Raw genomic sequence first — 22,231 nt, 5'->3', positions numbered from 1 at the left:
TCGCCTTCCTGAGGCGGCCCGGTGGTGGGTCAGGCCGGCGGTGCGGTCGTCCCCCGGGCGACGAGCACCGGCGGCACGACCTCGACCCGGGGCGCCGGCTGCGCTGGGCTCCCCGCGGTCAGCTGGGAGAGCAGCAGGCCGGCGGCGCTGGTGGCCAGCAGTTCGGCGCGGTTGTCCACGGTGGTGACCGGCGGTGACCACCACTGGTAGAACGGCTCGTCCTCCGTGCAGATCACCGACAGCTGGCCCGGCACCCGCAGGTGACTGTCCCCGACCACCGGCAGTGCGCCGAACGACGCCTCGTGGTTGGTCACCAGCAGGGCCGTCGGAGGCTCGGTCAGGCCGAGCAGCTGGGTGGCCGCCCACCGGCCGAAGTCGGGGGTGAAGGGCCCCCGGCACACGAGCTCGTCGTGGACCGGGACGCCGGCGGCGGCCATCGCGGCCAGGAAGCCGGCGTGGTGCAGGCGGCCGGAGGTCACCTCGGGTGGGCCCTCGATCGCGGCGATCCGGGTGTGCCCCAGCTGGAGCAGGTGCTCGGTGGCCATCCGGGCGGCGGTCTCGTACGCCGACATCACCGACGGGGCCAGTGAACCGGGCACCTCGCGGTTCATCGTCACGACCGCCCGTCCCTCCTGCAGCAGGACGTTGACCAGGTCGGTGTTCGCGCCGGAACCCGCGATCACCACGCCGTCGAAGTGGTGCTGGCGGGCCATCTGCAGGAACGCCGCCTCGCGCGCGGGGTCGCCGCCGGTGGTGCAGACCAGGACCTGGTAGTCGTGCCCGGCAGCCCAGCTCTGCAGCGTCTCGGCGATCGTGTGGAACGTCGCCGTGCGCAGGCTGTTGACGACCAGCCCGAGCAGTCCCGTGCGCCGCGTGCGCAGGGCGCTGGCGGTGCGGTTGGGTTGGTACTGGAGGGCAGCGGCGGCCGCCTCCACCCGGGCGCGGGTGCTGGGCAGCACCGCCGGGTGGCCGGAGAGGGCGCGGCTCGCGGTGCTGGTGCTGACCCCCGCGGCCGCGGCCACGGAGTTCAGCGTCGCGGGCACAGCGCGCTTTCTACCGAAGTGGAGAAAGGGTGAAACCGCTGCCCCAGGCGCAGGCGGCGGATGTAGGTGTGCAGGCGGCGAAGACACATCCGGGAATGTGTCTTTCGATGTACGGCGACGTGTGCCCTCCTGGCTCAGCGTGCTGGAGGACGTCGGAACCCGTGGCGTGCCGCACGAGGAGCGGCACGCTCGCCGTGCACCCCACCCGGTTGCTCAACCGGCCTGCGGGCTGTGTGATGTCCATCACGTCCAGTACGCCCGGATGGACCACCGCGTGACCACCAGCGTGTCGAGACGAGGAGCCCTCGTGTGCCAGCTCCGCACCACCCCACCACGGTCAGTTCAGCTCGGCGCGAGGAGCGCGACGTGAGCGGCCCCGCGCGCTCGTCCGGGCAGGGCATCGCACGGCCCGTACCGGTGGCGGCGTCGACCACCGGCGGCGATCCCGATGCCGAGCCGGAGCGGATCGCCGAGTCGGCCACCGGGCTGGACATGATCCTGACCGACGCCGCGCTGGGGCCGCTGCGCCGGTTGGTACCGCCGGTCAGCAGCAGTCTCCGCTTCACCGCGGCGCTGGCCCGCCGCCCGCGCACCGTGCTCGGCCACACCGGCCGGCTCGTCGGGGAGTGGGGTCGCATCGGGCTCGGCCGTTCCGAGGTGGCGCCGAACGCCAAGGACAAGCGGTACGTCGATCCCGCCTGGTCGGGCAACCCGGTGCTGAAGCGGGCCATGCAGGCGCACCTGGTGACGGCGCAGACGGCGACCCGACTGGTCGACGACGCCGCCCTGCCCTGGGCCCACGACGAGCGGATCCGGTTCTCCGTGACCAACATCGTCGAGGCCCTGGCGCCCAGCAACAACCCGGCGCTGAACCCCTCGGCCTGGAAGACGGCGATCGACACGGGCGGGCGCAGCGCGGTGTCCGGCACCAGGCGGCTGGTCCGTGACCTGTCCTCGGCGCCCCGGGTGCCCTCGATGGTCGAGCCGGACGCCTTCGAGGTGGGCGAGGACCTGGCCCGCACCCCCGGCGTCGTCGTGCTGCGGACGCCGGTCTTCGAACTGATCCAGTACCAGCCCACCACGCCGACGGTGCACGCCGTCCCACTGGTGATGGTGCCGCCGACGATCAACAAGTACTACATCGCCGACCTCGCCGAGGGCCGCAGCATCGTCGAGCACGTCGTCGGCGGTGGGCAGCAGGTCTTCATGATGTCCTGGCGCAACCCCGACGCCCGGCACGCCGACTGGGGCCTGGACACCTACGGGCAGGCGGTGCTGGACGCGATGACCGCGGCCGAGCGGATCGCCGGTGCGGAGCAGACCGGCCTGATGTCCTTCTGCTCCGGCGGCATCATCACCGCCATGGTCCTCGGCCACCTGGCTGCCGTCGGCCAGCAGGACCGGGTCGCGTCGGCCACCTTCGCGGTGACGGTGCTCGACCAGGCCCGGGGCGGCACGGTGGGGGCGTTCCTGGACGAGAAGTCCGCCGAGGCGGCCACCCGGGCGTCGGCGAAGAAGGGGTACCTGGACGGCGCGACGCTGGCGGAGGTCTTCGCCTGGCTGCGGCCCAACGACCTCATCTGGAACTACTGGGTCAACAACTACCTGCAGGGCAAGCCGCCGGCAGCGTTCGACATCCTCTTCTGGAACGCCGACACGACCCGGATGACCGCGGCCCTGCATCGGGGGTTCCTGGAGATGGCGGTGCGCAACTCCCTGACGAAGCCGGGCGCGGCCACCATGCTCGGCACGCCGGTCGACCTGTCCGCGGTCACCGTCGATGCCTACGTGGTCGCCGGGATCGCCGACCACCTCTGCCCCTGGCAGTCCTGCTACGCGACCACCCAGTTGCTCGGTGGCGACAGTCGCTTCGTCCTCTCCACCAGCGGCCACATCGCCTCGCTGGTGAACCCGCCGACCAACCCCAAGTCCACCTGGCGGACGGGTTCGCCCAACGTCCCGGACGCCGACGAGTGGCTCGCCTCGGCCCAGACCGAGAAGGGGTCGTGGTGGACCGACTACACCCGATGGGTGGCGGAGCGGTCCGGCGAGGAGGTCCCCGCCCCGACGGAGCTCGGCGGCGGGCAGCCCACCCTGGGCGCGGCACCCGGCACGTACGTGTTCGACAAGTGAGCGGGGGACCGGAGCTGCGCACTCTCACCGTCGGGGGCCGGACGCTGCGGGTCGCCGTGCGGCCCGGCGACGGCACGCTGCCGCCGCTGCTGCTGCTGAACGGCATCGGCGCCAGCCTGGAGGTCCTGCAGCCCTTCGTCGACGCGCTCGACCCGCGGCGTGAGGTGATCCGCTTCGACGTCCCGGGCGTGGGTGGCTCCCCGAAGCCGGTCCTGCCCTACACGATGATGACGTTCGCGCCGGTCGTCGCGGGGCTGCTCACCAAGTTGGGGCACCGGGCGGCCGTCGACGTCCTCGGCTTCTCCTGGGGCGGCGGACTGGCACAGCAGTTCGCCGTGCAGCACCGGCGGCGTTGTCGGCGGCTGGTGCTCGCCGCCACCGGGACGGGATCGCTCATGGTGCCGGCGCACCCACGGGTGCTGTCCAAGATGCTCACCCCGCGGCGGCACCGCGACCCGGGCTATGCCCGAGCCATCGCTGGGGAGATCTACGGCGGCACGATGCGGCAGCACCCCGAGCGTGCCGCCGAGGCGCTGCACGCCCAGTCGCGGCTGGGTCCGCGGCGCGGCTACTACTACCAGCTGGCCGCCGGCGCCGGCTGGACGAGCTTGCCGCTGCTCCGGCTGATCCAGCAGCCGACGCTGGTCCTGGCCGGGGACGACGACCCGATCATCCCCGCGGTGAACCCCCGTCTGATGGCCCGGATGATCCCGGGTGCGGAGCTGCACCTCTACCGCGGCGGACACCTCGCCCTGGTCACCGAGGCGCCGGAGCTGGCGCCGGTCGTGGACCGCTTCCTCAGCTGACCCGGGGGCTGGGACCCGGTCTGGTCGGCGCCCCCGCCGTCGTGTCGTACCCCCGCCGTACGGTCGCGGCAGCTCCTCCACCGGGGGGAGGGACGGGGGCAACGGTGTACGAGTCCGACGGCGCGCTGGTGGTCAGTGCCAGTGACCTGACCGGCTTCATCGAGTGCGAGCACCTCACCCGGCTCTCCCTCGAGGTCGCCCGCGGCTCCCGCAGTCGCCCGCCGGCGGTCGACCCGATGACCGAGCTGGTCGCCGCCCACGGCATGGCGCACGAGGAGCGGCACGTGCAGCGGCTGCGCGACCGGGGCCTGTCCGTCGTGGAGGTCACCGGGCCGTCGGGGAAGGACGCCGCCGGCCTGCACCGGGCCCAGGCCGAGACGCTCGCCGCGATGCGCGCCGGTGCGGACGTCGTCTACCAGGCCACCTTCTTCGACGGCACCTGGCGCGGGCACGCCGACTTCCTGGTCAAGCGCACCGACCGGGTCAGTGACCTGGGGGCCTGGGCCTACGACGTCGCCGACACCAAGCTGGCCCGCCGGATCAAGGTGCCGGCCCTGCTGCAGATGGCGCTCTACGGCGACCTGCTGGCCGGGCTGCAGGGCGTGCCGCCCGAGCTGCTCACCGTGGTCACCGGCGACCAGCAGGAGCTGGTGTTCCGGTACTCCGACGCGGAGGCCTACACCCGGGCCGCCCGCACCCGGTTCCTCTCCCGGCTCGCTGACGGGGAGCTGGCGCCGCCGTACCCGAACGCGCACTGCGGCGTCTGCCCCTGGCGGGAGACCTGCACGGCGCGCTGGCGCGCGGAGGACTCGCTGTCCCTCGTGGCCTTCATGCGCCGCGACCACGCGACTGCGCTGGTCGAGGCCGGTGTCCCGACCGTCACCGCGCTGGCCACCCGCGCCCCCGACGAGCTGCCCGACGCCATCGGCCGAAGCTCGCGGGAGCGGCTCACCCAGCAGGCGCGACTGCAGGTGGCCGAGCGCGAGTCCGGGCTGCCGAGCTACGAGTTCCTGCCGCGCGAGCCGGGGCGCGGCTTCGAGCTGCTGCCGCCGCCGAGCGCCGGCGACCTGTTCTTCGACATCGAAGGTGATCCGTTCGCCGGCGACGCCGGGCTGGAGTACCTCTGGGGGGTCCTGGACACCGCGGGGGAGTTCACCGCCTTCTGGGGCTGCGACCCGGCCGCGGACGACCAGTCCGCGGCCGAGCGTCTCGCGTTCGAGGCGCTGGTCGACCACCTGACCGCGGCCCACGCCGCCGACCCGGCGATGCACGTCTTCCACTACGCGCCCTACGAACCGACCCGGCTCAAGACGCTGTCGGCCCGGTTGCAGACCCGGGAGGCCGAGGTCGACCGGCTGCTGCGGGCCGACGTCCTCGTCGACCTCTACGCCGTGGTGCGCCAGGGGCTGCGGCTGAGCAAGGAGTCGTACTCGATCAAGCAGGTCGAGGACTACTACCGCGGGCACACCCGCGCGCACGGCGCCGACGTGTCCGACGCCGGGGAGAGCATCGTCGCCTTCGAGCGCTGGCTCGCCACCCGCGACCAGGCGCTGCTCGACCAGATCGAGGCCTACAACCGCGACGACTGCGTCTCCACCCAGGAGCTGCGCGACTGGCTGGAGGCCCGGCGCACCGAGCTGCTCGCCTCGGGCGCGCGGCTGGGCCGGCCGGAGGACGGCGACCCGGACGGCTCCGCCGAGAACGCTGCGGCCCAGGAGCTGCGCGAGGAGCTGGAGCTCCGGCTGACCGCCGGGCTGCCCGACACCGACCGGACCCCGGACCAGGAGGCCACCTGGCTGCTGGCCCAGCAGCTGGGGTGGCACGCCCGGGAGGCCCGCTCCGCCTGGTGGGAGTACTTCCGGCTGCGCGACCTCGCGGCCGACGACCTGGAGCGGGAGACCCCGGCCCTGGGCCCGCTGGAGGCGCCCGAGCTGGTCGGTGCGGCGCAGCGGTCGCAGCACTGGCGCTACCGCTTCCCGCCGCAGGAGACGAAGGTGTCGGCCGGCAACCGGTACGAGCACCTGGTGCCCGACCCGGACGGGAAGCGGCTGACCAGTTCGGTCGTCGACATCGACCCGACCGCCGGTTGGGTGGTGCTGGCGCGCCGCGCGGCCGCCGCCCTCGAGCACCCGACCGGCCTGCTGCCCACCTCGCCGCCGAGCGACAAGCTCTTCCGGGCCGCGCTCACCGACCTCGGCGAGCAGGTGGCGGGCAGCGGCATCGACGCCCCAGGTCCCGTCCGTTCGGCGCGTGACCTGCTGCTGCGCCGGCCGCCACGGCTGCTCGCCGGGGCTCCGCAGCGTGAACCGGGGGAGGAGTCGGCGGCCGCGGTGCGCCGGCTGGCGGGGCTGCTGGACGGCGGGGTGCTGGCGGTCCAGGGACCACCGGGGGCGGGGAAGACGTACACCGGCGCCCGAGCCGTCGTCGACCTGGTCCGCGCCGGCAAGCGGGTGGGCGTGACCGCCTCCAGCCACAAGGTGATCGGCAACCTGCTGGACGCGGTGATGGCGGCTGCCCGGGAGGCCGGGGTGCCGGTCCGGGCGCTGCAGAAGGCCGACGAGCTGCAGCGGTGCCGCGACGCCGACGTGCAGTGCGTCGGCTCCAACGGCCAGGTCGTCGACGCCCTCGACGGTGGTGACGTCGACCTGGTGGCCGGCACCTCGTGGCTGTTCGCCCGCCCGGAGCTGGTCGGCCGGCTGGACGTGCTCGTCGTCGACGAGGCCGGGCAGCTGTCCCTGGCCAACACCCTGGCGGTGAGCCGGGCCGCGACCAACCTGGTGCTGCTCGGAGACCCGCAGCAGCTGCGCCAGCCCGGCCGGGGCATCCACCCCGACGGCGCCGACGTCTCCGCGCTGCAGCACGTGCTCGGCGAGCAGGAGGTGCTGCCCGCTGACCGGGGGGTCTTCCTGGACCGCAGCTGGCGGATGGCGCCGGCGCTGTGCCGGGTGGTCTCCGGGCTGTCCTACGGCGGGCAGCTGGAGCCTGCGCCGGTCACGGCCGGGAACGAGCTCGACGCCCCTGCCCGGTGGGCAGCGCCGGCCGGGATCGGCTGGGTGCCGGTGGTGCACGAGGGCAACGGCTCCGCCTCGCCACAGGAGGCGGCCGTCGTCGCCGAGCTCGTCGCCGGGCTGATGGGCCGGAGCTGGCGGACCGGCGGGGTCGAGCGGGTGATGGGGCCGGCCGACGTCCTGGTCGTCACGCCGTACAACGCGCAGGTCAACCAGGTGCGCAGCGCACTCGCCGCGGTCGGGCTGGGCGAGGTGGAGGTGGGCACGGTGGACAAGTTCCAGGGCCGGGAGGCGGCGGTGGCGGTCTTCTCCCTGGCCGCCTCCAGCGGCGCGCACGTGCCCCGCCGACTGGACTTCCTGCTCGACCGGCACCGGCTGAACGTGGCGCTGTCCCGGGCGAAGACCGTTGCCTACCTCGTCGGCAGCCCGGCGCTGCTCACCTCACCCGTGCAGACCCCGGAGCAGCTGCGGCTGGTCAACGGCCTGTGCCGGCTGGTCGAGATCGCCACCCAGGCGACCGTGCCGGCGCCATCAGCACTGGCCACTCAGGTGTGAGCAGCGCGGGCGCAGGGCCGGAAGCGGTCGACCTCCGGCGCGCTCCGGCTGCCTCGTCGGCTCCGGTGCGGGCGAGGTTCCGCCGGCAGGGGAGGCGGGACACCGCGCCGGAGCTCGCAGTCCGCCGTCGGCTGCACGCCCGCGGCGTCCGCTACCGGGTCGACGTCCGGCCCTGTCGGAAGACCCGCGCCCGCGGTGACCTGGTGTGGAGAGGCCGGCGCCTCGTCGTCTTCATCGACGGCTGTTTCTGGCACGCCTGCCCGACCTGCGGCCACTGGCCGAGGGCGAACGCCGAGTGGTGGGCGGCGAAGCTGACCGCCAACGTCGCGCGCGACCGGCGCACCGACGCGGTGCTGACGGAACTGGGGTGGCGGGTGCTGCGCTTCTGGGAGCACGAGGACCCGGAGTCGGTCGCGGACGCCATCTGCGCCGCGCTGGGACGCGCGCCGGGCGCTCGGTGAGCGGCCTCGAGCAGTCCTTCTTGCTCCGGGCGTTCCCTCGATGCCCTGGTTAGGCTAGCCTCACCATCGTCCGGTTACGCACGAGCCGGTCACGACGAGCGCGGGAGCAGCGATGACCGGACGTGCCGGAACGGCGGTTCTCGAGAACCTCACCGAGCCGCAACCGGCGGTCGCCGCACCGAGCTACCGCTTCTTCAGCGCCACCGTCGGGCGCGTCCAGCGGCTGAGCCCCAGCTTCCTCCGCCTCACCCTCCGCGGCCCGGAGCTCACCGGCTTCGGTGCGGCCGGTGACGACCAGCGGATCAAGCTGGTGCTCTCCCGGGACGGCGCCCCGGTCACCGATCTGCTCACCGACGGCCCGACCTGGTACCAGGACTACTGCGCGCTCCCCGACGAGCGCCGTCCGTACCTCCGCACCTACACCGTGCGCGCCGCCCGCCCGGACCTCGGCGAGCTGGACGTCGACGTGGTGCTGCACGGGGTCGAGGAGGGACACTCCGGCCCGGCCGCCAGCTGGGCCGCCGCCGCTGTCCCCGGCGACCCGATCGTCGTGCTGGGCCCCGACCGGCCCCGACCCAGCCGGGCCGAGTCCGGCCGACCCTGGGGAGTCGAGTGGGCCCCGCCGGCCGACGGCCCCCTGTTCCTGGCCGGGGACGAGACCGCCGTCCCGGCGATCAGCGCGATCGTGGAGGCGCTCCCCGCCGGCCGGCGCGCCATCGCCGTGCTCGAGGTCCCCGAGGCCCGGGACGTGCTGTCGCTCGCCGTGCCCCCGGGGGTGGAGGTCCGCTGGCTCGTCCGCGGCAGCCGGGCCCCCGGCGAGGCGCTCGGCACGGCGGTGCACGCCGCCCTCTGCGAGCTCGGCGTGGCCGCCCGCACCGCCGGGCAGGAGGTCGAGGACGTCGACCTGGCGGGCGGCGTCCTCTGGGAGGTGCCGGACGAGGGCGGCGCCGATGGCTGTTACGCCTGGCTGGCGGGGGAGGCGGGCATGGTCAAGAAGCTGCGCCGCCGCCTGGTCCGCGACCTCGGTGTCCCGCGCACCTCGGTGGCCTTCATGGGCTACTGGCGGCTGGGCGCAGCCGAGGGCAGCTGACCCTCGCTACGGTCGGACCCGTGCTCCGTCTCCTGCTCCTGCTGCTCCTCGTCTGGGTCGCCGTGACCGTGGTCGGCGTGATCGTGGAGGGCCTGTTCTGGCTCGCCATCGTCGGCCTGCTCTTCTTCGTCGCCACCGCAGTGCTCGGCGCGTCCCGACGACGATGACGGTCCTGCTGGTCGACGTCGCCAACACCGTCGGGTCCCGGCCCGACGGCTGGTGGCGTGATCGGGCCGGGGCCACCGCCCGGCTGCTGGAGCAGCTGGCAGTGCTGCCCGGCCGGGAGCTGGCCGGGCCCGACGGCGAGCCGGTTCCGGTGACCGCACTGGTCGCGGTGGTCGAGGGGCAGGCCCGGGACGTCGCGGCCCCGGCCGGCCTGCGGGTGGTCCGGGCGCCCGGCAGCGGCGACGACGCGCTGGCCGAGACCGCCGCCGACCTCGCCGACGGCGACGACGACCTGCTGGTGGTCACCGCCGACCGGGGGCTGCGCGACCGGCTCCCCGCCGTCGCCCGGATCGCCGGGCCAGGCTGGCTGCTGGCCGCGGCCGACCGAGCGGCCGCTCCCGCCGAGGGCTGAGACACCCGCACGGCGGAGGCAGGTCCCCCGAGCGGGGGAGCCGGTGGTCGAGCGCGCTCACGACGCTGGACGGCGACCCCGGGACCCACCCGGGCCGCTGATCCGGAGGTCCACCGTGACCCTCGACCCTGCACCCGCCGCCCCAGCCCATGCTGACGGCCACAGCACGCCCACGGTCCGCCGGCTGCTGGCCGCCGGCGTCGGTTGGAGCGTGCTGCACGCACTGGTGGCCCTGCGCTGGCTGCTGGACCCAGGTAGCTGGCCCGGACTGGACGCCGACGAGCGGTACGGGGTGCTCTCCCTGCTCGATCGCACGTCCACGGCGTGGACCCTGCTGGCTCTCGCTGGCTCCGGCTTGGTCCTCGCCCTGCTGACCCGCCAGCGGAACGGATCGCCTCTGCTGGTGGCCGCCATGGCGGTGCAGGCTGCGGTCCTCGGCGGGCTCGCCACTGACCTCGGCTCGCTGGTGCTGCTGGGCTACCTGGCCGCGATCGTCGGCCCGGCCACCTTCCTGGTGGTCTTCACCGTCGGGGCGGCGCGGGACCGGCGCACCCGGCCGTGGCTGATCGGGGTGGCTGTCGTGCTCGCCGCCGGGATGGCCGCCGGGCTGCTGCGGCCGGGAACGGTCACCGACCTCGCCGGCGAGCTGGGCTCCGGTTTCACCGAGCATGCGATGCCGCACCTCCACCTGGCGCTGCTGCTGGCCGGCGCCACGATCTGGGGCACCACCGCGATGCTGCTGCGGCGGTCGGCGACCGGCCGGTGCGCGGTCTGTGGGCGCCCCGGTGCCGCGTGGACCCGACCGGAGGCGGCCCGGCGCTGGGGGACCGTGGCCACCTGGATCGCCGTGGCCGGTCCGCTGCCGTACGCCCTGCTGCGGATGACCTGGCTGACCCCGTGGCCAGTGGGCATGCCCACCGATGTGGTGCTGGAGCCGCAGATGCGGTTGTTCGGGCTGGGCCTGGGCTTCGCCGCGCTCGGTGGAGCGGTGCTCACCCTCGGGCTGATCCAGCCGTGGGGTGAGGTCTGGCCGCGGTGGCTGCCCGGGCTGCACGACCGGCCGGTGCCGGTGCGGGTCCCCGTACTGGCCGGCGGACTGGTCGCCGTGGCCCTGCTGGCAGCCAGCCCGGCGTTCCTGGCGATGGCGGTGGAGCGGCTGCTGGCCGGCGATCTGGGCGACGCCGCTCTGGTCCTGGTCTTCCCGACGCTCCCCTGGGGGCTGGCGCTGGCCGCGGCGGTGACCGGGTACGCGTTCCGGCGCCGGGGTCCGTGCGCCACCTGCGGGCAGGGCGAGTCGGCGCTGTCGGTGCGCGATTGACCGGGCCCCCCGATGCCCGCGCCGATCGGGTGGCGCGGGCATCGGCCGGGTCTTGTCCGGCCGGAGAGGATGGCGTGGTGGCTCGGAAGGTGGTGGCTCGGACAGCGGTGGTCCCGGCGGTGCGCCGCTCGCTGCACCGCTGGCTCTACCTGCTGCTGGGCGGGGCCATCGGAGTGGCGGTCGGGATCGTGCTGGCCTGGCCGGTGCAGGTGATTGCCACGTCCGGTCTGCCGCCGGTGCTGATCGGGGTGCTCGTGGCGCTGCTGGTGGCGGCCCCGGTCGTGGCGGTCGGCGCGCTCGCCGAGGTCCGGCCGGTGGAGGCGGTCGCGGTCGGTGGGCTGCTGGCCCGTGGGTTTACCGACCGCCCCGGGCCGTCGACCACCGCGCCGCAGCGGGTCCGCACCGCGCTGTTGCTGGCCCTGCACGTGCTGGCCGGCACGGTCGCCGGCGCCCTGCTGGTCATCGGTGTGCCGTCCGCCGTGCTGCTGGTGGCCGTGCCGGGCGGCGCGGGGGCGGACGACCTGCTGGGGATGGCCGTGCCCGCTGGATGGCCGGCCCGGGCCGGGCTGGCCGCCGGCCTGCTGCTGCTCGTCGCGGCCGGCGGGGAGCTGCTCGGCCGGGGCCTGGCCGCGGTCGCCCCCCGGCTGCTGACCGGCTCCACGGCCGAGCGGCTGGCTGCGGCCGAGGCCTCGGTCTCGGTGCTGACCGGCCGGGATCGGCTGGCCCGCGAGCTGCACGACAGCGTCGGGCACGCGCTGAGCCTGGCCAGCGTGCAGGCCGGCGCCGCCCGCCGGTTGCTCAGCCGCGACCCGGTCGCCGCCGAGGAGGCCATCCGGGCGACGGAGGACGCCACGCGGCGGGCACTGGTCGACCTGGACCACGTGCTCGGCCTGCTGCGCGAGGAGGAACAGGCCGCCGCCGACGTCGCCCCGGCCCCCGACCTGCGCGACCTGGCCGAGCTGGTCGGCACCGCCCGGGCCGCCGGTGCAGTGGTCTCGGTGGAGGTCCGCGGGACGGTGGAGAGCCTGCCGGCGCTGGTCTCCCGGGAGGCCTACCGGATCGTGCAGGAGGGGCTGACCAACGTGCTGCGGTACGCCCCGGACACCGCCTGCGGGCTGGTGGTCGACGCCGCCGGGGACGATCTCGAGCTGGTGCTGGCCAACACCGGGCGGGGCGCCGCGGCCGCCGGGTCCGGCGGTGGGCGCGGGCTGCGCGGCGTGCGGGAACGGGTGCGCGACCTCCGGGGCGAGGTGCGGGCCGGCGTCGCCGCCGACGGCCGGTGGCAGCTCGCCGTACGGCTGCCGGTACACGCCCGGAGCGCGGTCCGGTGACCGTCCGGGTGGCACTGGTCGACGACGAGCCGCTGATCCGTCGCGGCCTGTCCGCCGTCATCGGGGCTGAGCCGGACCTGTCCGTGGTCGGGGAGGCGGGGGACGGTGCCGACGTGCTGGACCTCGTCGGACGGACATCGCCGGACGTCGTCCTGATGGACGTGCGGATGCCGCGGGTGGACGGGATTGCGGCCACCCGGGCGCTGGTGCGGGCCGGCTCGCCCACCCGGGTGCTGGTGCTCACAACCTTCTCCAATGACGACCACGTCTTCGCTGCGCTGGCCGCCGGCGCCGACGGGTTCCTGCTCAAGCGGTCGACCCCCGAGGAGGTGCTGCACGGCATCCGGACGGTGGCCCGGGGGGAGTCGCTGCTGTTCCCCGACGCCATCCGGGAACTGGCCCGGCGGCAGGTGCGCGCGGCCGACCCGGTGGCTGCGCCGGGGCTGGCGCGGCTGACCGAGCGGGAGCGCCAGGTGCTCGGGCTGATGGCCCAGGGGCTGAGCAACGCCGAGATCGCCGGGCAGCTGTTCCTGGGGGTGGAGACGGTCCGCACCCACGTCGCCGGGGTGCTCGCCAAGACCGGGGCCCGGGACCGGACGCAGGCCGTCGTGCTCGCCTACCGCTCGGGCTTCGTCCCCGGGTGAGCCGCCCAGCGGCCACGGTGCAGGCTGTCTGCATGACCTCCCCCCTCAGCCCGTCGGCCGCGGTGCGCGCCGCCTCGGACCTGGCCGCGACCGCGCTCGGCGCGGTCGGCCCCGAGCAGCTCACCGCGCCCACGCCGTGCGGCGACTACGACGTCCGCGCGCTGGTCGACCACCTGGCCTGGGCCGCCCTGCTGTCCCAGCGGGCCGCGACCGGCATGCCGCTGAAGCACGACGGGACCAGCCTGCGGCCGGCCCCGTTCCTGGACGGCGTCCCGGTCGAGCAGTGGGCCGGCGCCGTCCCCGTCGAACTGGACACCGCGGCCGACGCCTGGGCCGACCCGGCCGCCTGGGAGGGGGAGACGCTGTTGGGCACCACCCCGATGCCCGCCGGCGTCGTCGGCCCGCTGATGCTCGCCGAGTTCGCGCTGCACGGCTGGGATCTGGCCCGTGCGGTCGGCGCGGGCTACGACGTCCCGGCCGAGCTGGGGGAGGCCGTGCTGGCGGCGGTCGAGCCGTTGGCGTCGATGGGCCGGGACGGCGGCTGGTACGGGCCCGCAGTGACCGTGCCGGCCGACGCCCCCGCCTTCGACCGGGCGCTCGGGCTCACCGGCCGCGACCCCGGCTGGCGGGCCTGACGGGTCAGTCGGCCATCTTGACCACGCGCAACCGGGTGGAGCGCCGGCGGCCGGGCAGACAGGCGGACAGCGCCAGGACGACGGCCACGCCGTCTTCGATCAGCGCGGCCTGCCAGTCCGGCATCAGGTCCGCGGCCCAGCGCCGCCAGGCCAGGCCGCCGAAGGAGCCGGCGGCGGCACCGGCGGCCCCGGCCAGCACCGGCAGCGCGGCGTTCTGCCCCTGACGCCGGGCGAGCAGCCCGGCGCCGGCGGCCCCGCTGGCCAGGCGTGCGGGGAGGACCGCAGCGCTGGTCCGCGGCGAGATGCCCGGCTGCTTGTCGGCGTAGACCTCACCGCCCACGGAGACCAGGGAGCCCAGCTTCTTGACGACGCCGGTGTCGGCGGCGGTGAGCGTCGGCGCGGCCAGCCCGAGGGAGCTGCGGCACCCGGCCGCCGTGCCGAGCAGCAGCGACCTGGCGACCAGCCCGGCCGATGCGCGTTGCTTGACCAGGACCCGCTCCTTGCGCGTCGGCAGCGCGGAGACGACGGCCTGCACCGCGGCGCCGTAGGCGAGGTGGGGCACGACGTCGGCCGCCCAGTCCGAGGCCGTCCAGGTGCGCGGATCGGTCACGCCCAGCGCCGCCGTCGGGCCGTCGGTGGCCGCCATTGCGGCGGCGCCGGTGACGACCGTGCCGACCGGTCCGGGCATCCGCACGCCACCGGCGCGGACCAGGCTGGCCAGCAGGCCGACGCCCAGGCCGTTGCCGATCCCCAGCAGCGCACCGAGGCCGCTGGTCCGGGCCTCCCTCGCCGCCCCCCTGCCGGGCACGTCCACCCCGGCGGCGGAGGCGAGCGCGGCGGCGGTCCGGTCCGGCACGCTGCTGGCCGGACGGCCGCGGCGCAGCATGTCGACGTAGGTGAGCGCGTTGAGGGCGGTCGTGCCGGCGGCGCCGGCGAGCAGCCCACGAGCGAAGGTCCCGGTCATGTCCTGACCCTCGGCCCCCGGCGCCGGTCCGGCAACCGCAGAGGCCGGCGGGACGTGGGGTGCGACACCGTGCGCGCTCTCACGCCGTCTGTACACCGGATGGACACGCAGTGCGCGCGTCCGAGTGGCACCGTGGAACCCAGCGCCCGAGGTCGTGTGCTCCTCCCCGACCCCCGCCAGCCGTTCCGCGGTGCTGCGCGCCCACTCCCCGAAGGTCTTCCATGGTCATCTCTGTGCCCACTCGTCCGCCTGCCCGGGCTCCGGGTCTGCTCCGGTCGGCCCTCGCCCGAGCCGTCCCGCCATCCGGCCCACCCTCCCTGCGCCGGCTGCGGGTCGCCGTCGCCCTCCTCTTCGGCCTCGACGGCTTCGTCTTCGGCAGCTGGGCCGCCCGGGTCCCCGACGTCAGCGCCGCCACCGGCGCCGGCCACACCGCGCTGGGCATCGCGCTGCTGTGCCTGTCGCTCGGCGCGCTCGCCTGCATGCAGGCCACCGGTGCGCTGTGCGCCCGGTTCGGCACCGGCCGGCTGGCCGCGCTGGCCGGCGTGGCGGCGAGCGTGAGCGCCGTCCTGCCCGGGCTGGCCGGCACCGTTCCGGCGTTGTGCGCCGGGCTGTTCCTGTTCGGCGCCGTCACCGGCGCGGTGAACGTCGCCGCCAACAGCGTCGGGGTGGAGGTCGAGGCCCGCGCCGGACGGCCGCTGCTGTCCGGGCTGCACGCCGCCTTCAGCGGCGGCGGCCTGGTGGGTGCCCTCCTCGGTGGGCTGGCCTCCGCCGTGATGGGGGTGGCGCCACACCTAGCGGCCGTGGCGGTCGTCGGCCTGGTCGTGATGGCCTGGGCCGGGCCGGTGCTCGTCCGCGGTGACGCGTCCCAGCCCCTGCCGACCGCCGGCCTGGCGCCGGCCGTCGACGGGGCACCTGGCCCCCGTCCCACCGGCGTCCTCGTGCTGCTGGGTGCGGTGGCCGGGGCGACCGCCTACGGCGAGGGCGCGCTCAGCGACTGGGGTGCGCTGCACCTGCGCGAGCAGCTGGCCGCCGCTCCGGCTCTGGCGGCGGCCGGCTACGCCGGCTTCTCCTCGGCGATGGCGGCCGGCCGGCTGGCCGGTGGGCGGCTGGTCCTCGCCCTGGGTGAGCGGCGGCTGCTCGTCGGCGGCTCGCTGCTGGCCGCGGCCGGCGCACTGACCGCGGTGACGACGACGTCGCTGCCCGTCGCGCTGGCCGGCTTCGTGGTCGTCGGTCTCGGGCTGGCCAACGTCTTCCCGCTGGCCATCGCCCGGGCCGGTGCCCTCGGCGGGCCCTCGGGCGTCGCGCTGTCCACCACCGTCGGGTACACCGGCCTGCTCGGTGGTCCGCCGGTGATCGGCTTCCTCGCCGAGCACGCCGGGTTGCCCGCCGCGCTGGGCACGGTGGCGCTGATGGCGGTGCTGGCCGCGGTGCTGGTGCTCGGCATCGAGGGCGAGCAGGTGCGGCGCCCGGTGCTGCCCCGCCGGGGCTGGACCTACCCGGTGCTGTTCGGCCGGCGTCCGGTGGCGGTGGTGCTGCGTCCGGTGGGTGTGGTGCTCCGCCCGGCAGCGGCCCGCGCCAACGTCGGCGCCTGCAGCTACGTGCGCGACCTGCAGCTGCTCGAGGTCGGCTGACCGCAGGCAGGTCACCGGGCTCAGCAGGGGCGGGTGTGAACAACGTGTTCCAGCACGTCGCACCCCGTTGACCGGCGGGGGCGAGGGGAACACGCTGGCCCCCGCCTGATGCCTCCGCCTGATGCGGGGGCCATGAGCCGGAGGCCTGCAGATGACCGTCGAACCCGCACCCGCGCGCGCACCACACGGACCGGGGCGGGGGGTCGAGGCGGAGGCGGTCGGCGCCGGCTACCTGGAGAAGCGGCAGCTCCGCGGCGGCACCGCCGGCTGGGTGCTGCTCGCCGGACTCGGCGTCGCCGCGGTCATCTCCGGTGACTACGCCGGCTGGAACTTCGGGTTGGAGCAGGGCGGGTTCGGCGGGCTGCTGATCGCCGTCGTCCTGATGGCGGTCATGTACTCGGCGATGGTCTTCGGCCTGGCCGAGCTGGGATCGGCGCTGCCGACCGCCGGGGGCGGCTACACCTTCGCCCGCCGGGCCCTGGGCCCCTGGGGTGGCTACGCGACCGGCGTCGCCGTGCTGATCGAGTACGCGATCGCCCCGGCGGCGATCGCCACGTTCATCGGCGCCTACGTCGAGTCGCTCGGCCTGTTCGGCATCACCGACGGCTGGTGGGTGTACCTCGCGGCCTACGGCCTGTTCATCGGCATCCACCTGCTCGGTGTCGGTGAGGCGCTGAAGGTGATGCTGGTGATCGCTGCGGTCGCCGTCGCCGGCCTGGTGCTCTACCTGTTCGGTGCCGTCCCCGCCTTCGACGCGGCCAACCTGACCGACATCGCGCCCACCGACGCCGCCGGCGCCTCGGAGTTCCTGCCGTTCGGCGTGCTGGGCGTCTGGGCGGCGTTCCCGTTCGCCATCTGGTTCTTCCTCGCGGTCGAGTGCGTGCCGCTGGCGTCGGAGGAGGCCAAGGACCCGGCTCGGAGCATGCCCCGGGGGATCGTCGCCGCGATGGGCCTGCTGCTGGTCCTGGCGGTGCTGATGCTGGTCTTCACCGCGGGCGCCGGTGGTGCGCAGACGATGTCGGTCAGCGGCAACCCGCCGGTGGAGGCGCTCGAGGTCGCCGGGGCGTCCAGCGGGCTCACCACGGTGATCAACTACGCCGGGCTGGTCGGCCTGGTCGCCAGCTTCTTCTCGATCATCTACGCCTACTCCCGGCAGACCTTCGCGCTCTCCCGCGCCGGGTACCTGCCGCGGGCGCTCTCGGTGACCAACTCCCGCAAGGCGCCGACGCTGGCCCTGCTGGTGCCCGGCGCCATCGGCTTCGCGCTCTCGCTGACCGGGCAGGGCGCCATGCTGCTGAACATGGCCGTCTTCGGGGCCACCGTCTCCTACGTGCTGATGATGGTCAGCCACATCGTGCTGCGCCGGCGCGAGCCGGAGCTGGCCCGGCCGTACCGCACGCCCGGGGGCACGGTCACCACCGGCGTGGCCCTGGTGCTCGCGGCCGCCGCGGTGATCGCCACCTTCCTCGTCGACCGGACCGCCGCGCTCTGGACCCTCGGGGCGTTCCTGGCGTTCCTCGCGTACTTCGCCCTCTACAGCCGCCACCACCTGGTCGCCTCCGCCCCGGAGGAGGAGTTCGCGCTGCTGGCCGCCGCCGAGGAGGACGTGCGATGACCGTCCGCCGGACGACGCTGGGCGGGCACACCCACGAGTTCCGCTCGCTCACCGACGTCCTGGCCAAGGCCACCCCGGCGCGTTCGGGGGACGTCCTGGCCGGGGTCGCCGCGGAGTCGCAGGCCCAGCGGGTCGCCGCCCAGCACGTGCTCGCCGACGTCCCGCTGGCCACCTTCCTCACCGAGCCGGTGGTCGGCTACGACGAGGACGACGTGACCCGGCTGATCCTGGACACCCACGACCCGGCCGCCTTCACCCCGGTCGCGTCGCTCACCGTGGGGGAGTTCCGCGACTGGCTGCTGGCCCGGGCCGCCGAGCGGGACGAGGCGGCGATCTCCGGCCTGGCCCGCGGGCTGACGCCGGAGATGGTCGCCGCCGTCTCCAAGGTGATGCGCAACGCCGACCTGGTCGCCGTGGCCCGGCGGACCCGGGTGGTCACCGGGCTGCGCAGCACCCTCGGCCTGCCCGGCCGGCTCGCCTCCCGGCTGCAGCCCAACCACCCCACCGACGACGCCGTCGGGGTGACCGCGTCGATCCTCGACGGGCTGTTGCACGGCAGCGGGGACGCCGTGATCGGGATCAACCCGGCCACCGACTCCCCGGCGCAGACGATCGCGCTGCTGGAGCTGGTCGACGCGGTGATCAGCCGCTACGAGATCCCCACCCAGTCCTGCGTGCTGGCGCACGTGACCACCACGCTGCGGGCGATGGAGGCCGGTGCGCCGGTCGACCTGGTCTTCGCCTCCGTCGCCGGCACCCAGGCGGGCAACCGCGGCTTCGGGATCACGCTGGACCAGCTCACCGAGGCCCGCGCCGGGGCGCTGGAGCTGGGCCGGGGCACGGTGGGCAGCAACGTCACCTACTTCGAGACCGGGCAGGGCTCGGCGCTCTCGGCCGACGCGCACCACGGGGTCGACGGCCCGGTCGACCAGCAGACGCTGGAGTGCCGCGCCTACGGGGTGGCCCGGCACTTCGACCCGCTGCTGGTCAACACCGTCGTCGGGTTCATCGGCCCGGAGTACCTGTACGACGGCAAGCAGGTGATCAGGGCCGGGCTGGAGGACCACTTCTGCGGCAAGCTGCTCGGCCTGCCGATGGGCGTGGACGTCTGCTACACCAACCACACCGACGTCGACGGCGACGACACCGACGTCCTCACCCTGCTGCTGGGGGCGGCGGGCTGCGCGTTCGTCATCGCCGTCCCGGGCTCGGACGACGTGATGCTGCACTACCAGTCGCTGTCGTTCACCGACGTGCTCACCGCCCGGTCGGTGCTCGACCTGCGGCCGGCGCCGGAGTTCGAGGCGTGGCTGGCGATGATGGACCTGCTCGACGACGACGGCCACGTCCGCGAGCTGACCCCGGAGGCGCCCGCCGCCCGCGCACTCCTCGCCGCCGCCCGCCCATGACCGACCGGGACGGGGCAGAAATGGCCATTTCTGCCCCGGGGGGTGATCCGTGGGCGGTGTTGCGGGACGCGACCCGGGCGCGGGTGGCGCTCGGCCGGGCCGGGGACGGGCTGCCGACCTCGCGGGAGCTGGAGTTCCGCGCGGCGCACGCGGCCGCCCGCGACGCGGTGCACACCGCGCTGGACGCCGACCGGGTGCGGACGGCGCTGACCGGGGCCGGGGTCGGACTCGACGTGCTGGAGGTGCACAGCCAGGCACCCGACCGGGCCACCTACCTGCAGCGCCCGGACCTGGGCCGGCGGCTCGCCCCGGACACCGAGCTGCCCGGCGGCGCGTACGACCTGGCGCTGGTACTGGCCGACGGGCTGTCCCCGCGGGCCGTGCACGAGCACGCGGCCGGCACGGTGGCGGCGGTGCTGGACCGGCTGCCCGGGTGGTCGGTCGCCCCGCTGGTCCTCGCGCACCAGGCGCGGGTGGCCCTCGGCGACCCGGTGGGGGAGGCGCTGGGGGCGGGGATCGTCGTCGTCCTGGTGGGGGAGCGACCGGGGCTGAGCTCCGCGGACAGCCTCGGCCTGTACCTGACCCACGGGCCGCGGCCCGGGCGGGCGGACTCCGAGCGCAACTGCATCTCCAACGTCCGCCCGCCGCACGGCCTCGGCTACGCCCAGGCCGCCGACACCCTGGCCGCGCTGCTGCAGGCCTCCCGCCAGCTGGGGGCCTCCGGCGTCGTCCTGAAGGACGAGGGGACGAGTCTCCCGCCGGGGGCCGGGTGACCGCGCCGATGCTCGAGCTCTGGCTGCACGGGTGCACCAGAGCTCGAGCGTCGGCGCGCGCCCGGTGGCCCTCTCTCCCGGGCCCACCGGAGGGTGGGGGAGAGGGGGCCCGTCAGATGCGGCGGAGCGGACCGATCTTCATCACCGAGGACAGCAGCGCCTCCATCGGGTGGCGCTGGGGCCGTTCGACCTCGGCCGGCCAGTCGGGGGCCAGGTCGGGGTCGGCGTCGGCGATCGCGACGTCGGCCACCCGGCCCTGCAGCCGGGCGCGCACCTCCTCCGGCGTGTAGGCCCGGCGGTGGCGTTCGTGGCGGAGCAGGACGGTGCCGGTCGCGGCAACGCCGACGATCCCGGCGACTCCGAGCAGCTTCGAGAGGCGCATGAGCCGATACGGTAGTGGTGTGGCTCACTCCCGCGCTGTGTCCCGCACCTCGTCCGCCCGCGTCCTGCCGTTGCACGACGCCGTCGAGCTCACCCGGACCGGCGACGTCTGGGTCTTCCGGGGCCGTTCGCTGGCCGACCGGGCCATCCGGGCGGCCACCAACGCCCCGGTCAACCACGTCGGCATGGCCGTCGTCATCGAGGACCTCCCCCCGCTGCTCTGGCACGCCGAGCTGGGTCACTCCCTGGCCGACGTGTGGTCGGGCCGGCATCAGCGCGGGGTCCAGCTGCACGACCTCTCGGACGCGGTCTGCGTCTGGAAGAAGCGGTACGGCCAGCAGGCGTGGCTGCGCCAGCTGGTCGGCCCGTCCGACGACGGCGGGGTGACGCGGGAGATGGAGGACGCCGTGCTGCGCACCATCGCCCGGCTCGACGGCAAGCCGTTCCCCACCACCCGGCACCTGGCGCACGGCTGGGTCAACGGCAAGCTGCGCCGGCACCAGACGAACGACACGGTCTTCTGCGCCGAGCTGGTCGCCACCACCTACACGGCGATGGGCCTGCTGCCGAAGAACCGGCCGCTCAACGCCTACGACCCGGGCAGCTTCTGGTCCGGCGACGACCTGCCGCTGGTCGACGCCGAGCTGGGCCCGGAGATCCAGGTCGACGTGCCGGAGGGGCCGCCCTGCGACTGAGGTCGGCTCAGCCCCTCACCCAGCGCTCCACGAGCGCCACGATCGCCCTCTGCTTGGCGGCGACGTCGGCGGAGTCGCCCAGCGTCAGCACGGCGCGGTCGGTGTCGGCCCAGCGCAGCAGCCCGGTGTCGTCACCGAACGCGAAGCCCGCGGTCTCCTCGGGCTTCGCGCCGCGGTGGAAGACCAGCTGCAGGTGGTCGGCGGGGAACAGCCGGAAGGTCACCCGGTCGACGCCCCGGGCGCAGAAGCTCGGCGCCCGCCACTTCACGTGCTCGGTGAGCTCGGCGTCCGAGTCCATGATCGCCGCACGCAGCCGGCGGACGTCGTCGGCGCGTGGGTGGTCCAGGGTGGCGAGGAACTCCTCGACCGTCGGCTGCGCCATGTGCCCAGCGTGCCTCATCGGTGCGCCCGGTCAGGGTCCGCCGGGCCGCCCGAGGACGTCGGCGGTCACCAGCCGGCCGCTCACCAGGTCCGCCGCGACGGAGTCGACCGAGCGGCCGGTCACCCAGGCGTGCGCCCGCAGCACGGCCAGCGCGGCGTCGGCGTCGGCGTCCAGCGAGACGCTGAGCGCCCCGACCGCCCGCCAGACCGCGGCCCGGCGCACCGCGGCCGGGCTGTGCAACCAGCCCGGGCCATCGCCCTCCGCCCGCGGCGACCACACCACGGCGTCGCTGAGCGCGCCGGACACCAGGTGACCGATGCCGAGGGCGTCGAACACGTCCAGGCGCACGACGTCGTCAGGGTCGACGAGGAAGAGGTCCAGCGCACCCGCGCCGGCCAGCGCGCCGGGGACGGGCAGGGAGACGACGCCGCGGTACGGCGTGGTGGCCACCAGCAGGTCGGCGAAGGTGGGCCACCGCCGGTGCAGGTCGTCCTCGGCGGCGAACACCGGCTGGCCGGAGGCGTGGGCGAGCAGGCACGGGCCGGTGCCCACCGTGAACTGCAGCCGCTCGGCGCGGGCGGCCTCCGGTGAGCTGGCGCCCAGCGGGCAGCGACCGTGGGTGCCGGTCAGCACGCTGAGGCCGGCGCCGTCCACCGCCAGCACCCGGACGGTGGCCCGGGCCAGCTGATCGGGGAGCAGGTGACCGTCGTCGTCCGCCGCCGCGGCCACCTCTGCGGCGACCGCGGCGGCGAACCGCTGGGCCAGGGTCATGCCCCAGAC

21 protein-coding genes are annotated in these 22,231 nt (G+C 75.3%); 16 read left to right on the top strand and 5 right to left on the bottom strand.

The window, feature by feature from the left end:
• Window positions 1–29: 29 nt before the first annotated feature.
• Window positions 30–1,043, bottom strand: a complete 1,014-nt coding sequence (locus tag O2V61_RS20550; protein WP_269185123.1) for a LacI family DNA-binding transcriptional regulator — start codon at window positions 1,041–1,043, stop codon at window positions 30–32.
• 366 nt (window positions 1,044–1,409) lie between these two features.
• Between O2V61_RS20550 and O2V61_RS20545 the strand changes: the two genes are divergently transcribed.
• From O2V61_RS20545 to O2V61_RS20495, 11 genes are all read left to right on the top strand, one after another.
• Complete coding sequence (locus O2V61_RS20545) at window positions 1,410–3,176, top strand: PHA/PHB synthase family protein (RefSeq protein WP_269185122.1); 1,767 nt, start codon at window positions 1,410–1,412, stop codon at window positions 3,174–3,176.
• Entirely contained in the window at window positions 3,173–3,982 is an 810-nt protein-coding gene (gene phaZ / locus O2V61_RS20540; protein WP_269185121.1) for a poly(3-hydroxyalkanoate) depolymerase, read from the top strand. The genes O2V61_RS20545 and phaZ overlap by 4 nt, the downstream gene beginning before the upstream one ends.
• A gap of 104 nt (window positions 3,983–4,086) precedes the next feature.
• Complete coding sequence (locus O2V61_RS20535; protein ID WP_269185120.1) at window positions 4,087–7,545, top strand: TM0106 family RecB-like putative nuclease; 3,459 nt, start codon at window positions 4,087–4,089, stop codon at window positions 7,543–7,545.
• A gap of 65 nt (window positions 7,546–7,610) precedes the next feature.
• On the top strand, window positions 7,611–8,006 hold the full coding sequence (locus O2V61_RS20530) for a very short patch repair endonuclease (protein ID WP_269185119.1): 396 nt from the start codon (window positions 7,611–7,613) through the stop codon (window positions 8,004–8,006).
• Between the two features lie 112 nt (window positions 8,007–8,118).
• Window positions 8,119–9,096 carry a siderophore-interacting protein gene (locus tag O2V61_RS20525; RefSeq protein ID WP_269185118.1) on the top strand — a complete coding sequence of 326 codons (978 nt, stop codon included), beginning with the start codon at window positions 8,119–8,121 and terminating at the stop codon, window positions 9,094–9,096.
• A 20-nt stretch (window positions 9,097–9,116) separates the two neighbouring features.
• Complete coding sequence (locus O2V61_RS20520; RefSeq protein ID WP_036337061.1) at window positions 9,117–9,263, top strand: hypothetical protein; 147 nt, start codon at window positions 9,117–9,119, stop codon at window positions 9,261–9,263.
• Window positions 9,260–9,673, top strand: coding sequence for a hypothetical protein (locus O2V61_RS20515; RefSeq protein ID WP_269185117.1), 414 nt, complete (start codon window positions 9,260–9,262; stop codon window positions 9,671–9,673). The genes O2V61_RS20520 and O2V61_RS20515 overlap by 4 nt, the downstream gene beginning before the upstream one ends.
• A gap of 115 nt (window positions 9,674–9,788) precedes the next feature.
• Window positions 9,789–10,991 (top strand): hypothetical protein, encoded by a 1,203-nt coding sequence (locus O2V61_RS20510; RefSeq protein WP_269185116.1) that lies wholly within the window; start codon window positions 9,789–9,791, stop codon window positions 10,989–10,991.
• A 77-nt stretch (window positions 10,992–11,068) separates the two neighbouring features.
• Window positions 11,069–12,322: a sensor histidine kinase gene (locus O2V61_RS20505; RefSeq protein WP_269185115.1), complete on the top strand. Its 1,254-nt coding sequence runs from the start codon at window positions 11,069–11,071 to the stop codon at window positions 12,320–12,322.
• On the top strand, window positions 12,319–12,966 hold the full coding sequence (locus tag O2V61_RS20500) for a response regulator (protein WP_269185114.1): 648 nt from the start codon (window positions 12,319–12,321) through the stop codon (window positions 12,964–12,966). The genes O2V61_RS20505 and O2V61_RS20500 overlap by 4 nt, the downstream gene beginning before the upstream one ends.
• A 32-nt stretch (window positions 12,967–12,998) precedes the next feature.
• Window positions 12,999–13,601: a TIGR03086 family metal-binding protein gene (locus tag O2V61_RS20495; RefSeq protein ID WP_269185113.1), complete on the top strand. Its 603-nt coding sequence runs from the start codon at window positions 12,999–13,001 to the stop codon at window positions 13,599–13,601.
• Between the two features lie 4 nt (window positions 13,602–13,605).
• On the opposite strand, the gene O2V61_RS20490 is transcribed toward O2V61_RS20495, so the two are convergent.
• The gene (locus O2V61_RS20490) at window positions 13,606–14,565 is read right to left on the bottom strand and encodes a hypothetical protein (protein ID WP_269185112.1); all 960 of its coding nucleotides are present in this window, start codon (window positions 14,563–14,565) and stop codon (window positions 13,606–13,608) included.
• A 233-nt stretch (window positions 14,566–14,798) separates the two neighbouring features.
• On the opposite strand from O2V61_RS20490, the gene O2V61_RS20485 reads away from it, so the two are divergent.
• The 4 genes from O2V61_RS20485 to eutC all read left to right on the top strand — a co-directional run bounded on the left by O2V61_RS20485 (window position 14,799) and on the right by eutC (window position 19,993).
• Window positions 14,799–16,196, top strand: a complete 1,398-nt coding sequence (locus tag O2V61_RS20485; RefSeq protein ID WP_269185111.1) for an MFS transporter — start codon at window positions 14,799–14,801, stop codon at window positions 16,194–16,196.
• 151 nt (window positions 16,197–16,347) lie between these two features.
• On the top strand, window positions 16,348–17,811 hold the full coding sequence (gene eat / locus O2V61_RS20480; protein ID WP_269185110.1) for an ethanolamine permease: 1,464 nt from the start codon (window positions 16,348–16,350) through the stop codon (window positions 17,809–17,811).
• Window positions 17,808–19,220 carry an ethanolamine ammonia-lyase subunit EutB gene (locus O2V61_RS20475; RefSeq protein ID WP_269185109.1) on the top strand — a complete coding sequence of 471 codons (1,413 nt, stop codon included), beginning with the start codon at window positions 17,808–17,810 and terminating at the stop codon, window positions 19,218–19,220. Before eat ends, O2V61_RS20475 begins: the two co-directional genes overlap by 4 nt.
• Window positions 19,217–19,993 (top strand): ethanolamine ammonia-lyase subunit EutC, encoded by a 777-nt coding sequence (eutC, locus tag O2V61_RS20470; protein ID WP_269185108.1) that lies wholly within the window; start codon window positions 19,217–19,219, stop codon window positions 19,991–19,993. Before O2V61_RS20475 ends, eutC begins: the two co-directional genes overlap by 4 nt.
• Window positions 19,994–20,105: 112 nt before the next feature.
• Here eutC and O2V61_RS20465 read toward each other — a convergent pair whose 3' ends face one another.
• Entirely contained in the window at window positions 20,106–20,375 is a 270-nt protein-coding gene (locus tag O2V61_RS20465) for a hypothetical protein (RefSeq protein ID WP_269185107.1), read from the bottom strand.
• 19 nt (window positions 20,376–20,394) lie between these two features.
• On the opposite strand from O2V61_RS20465, the gene O2V61_RS20460 reads away from it, so the two are divergent.
• Window positions 20,395–21,069, top strand: a complete 675-nt coding sequence (locus O2V61_RS20460; RefSeq protein WP_269185106.1) for a hypothetical protein — start codon at window positions 20,395–20,397, stop codon at window positions 21,067–21,069.
• 7 nt (window positions 21,070–21,076) lie between these two features.
• Here O2V61_RS20460 and O2V61_RS20455 read toward each other — a convergent pair whose 3' ends face one another.
• Together O2V61_RS20455 and O2V61_RS20450 are read right to left on the bottom strand one after the other, a co-directional pair.
• Window positions 21,077–21,451, bottom strand: coding sequence for a DUF1801 domain-containing protein (locus tag O2V61_RS20455; RefSeq protein WP_269185105.1), 375 nt, complete (start codon window positions 21,449–21,451; stop codon window positions 21,077–21,079).
• 30 nt (window positions 21,452–21,481) lie between these two features.
• Complete coding sequence (locus O2V61_RS20450; RefSeq protein ID WP_269185104.1) at window positions 21,482–22,222, bottom strand: GAF domain-containing protein; 741 nt, start codon at window positions 22,220–22,222, stop codon at window positions 21,482–21,484.
• Between the last annotated feature and the right edge of the window lie 9 nt (window positions 22,223–22,231).

The sequence above is a fragment of the Modestobacter sp. VKM Ac-2985 genome, from assembly GCF_026967925.1.
GTDB lineage: Bacteria > Actinomycetota > Actinomycetes > Mycobacteriales > Geodermatophilaceae > Modestobacter.
This window is presented reverse-complemented; position numbering and strand designations above follow the sequence as displayed.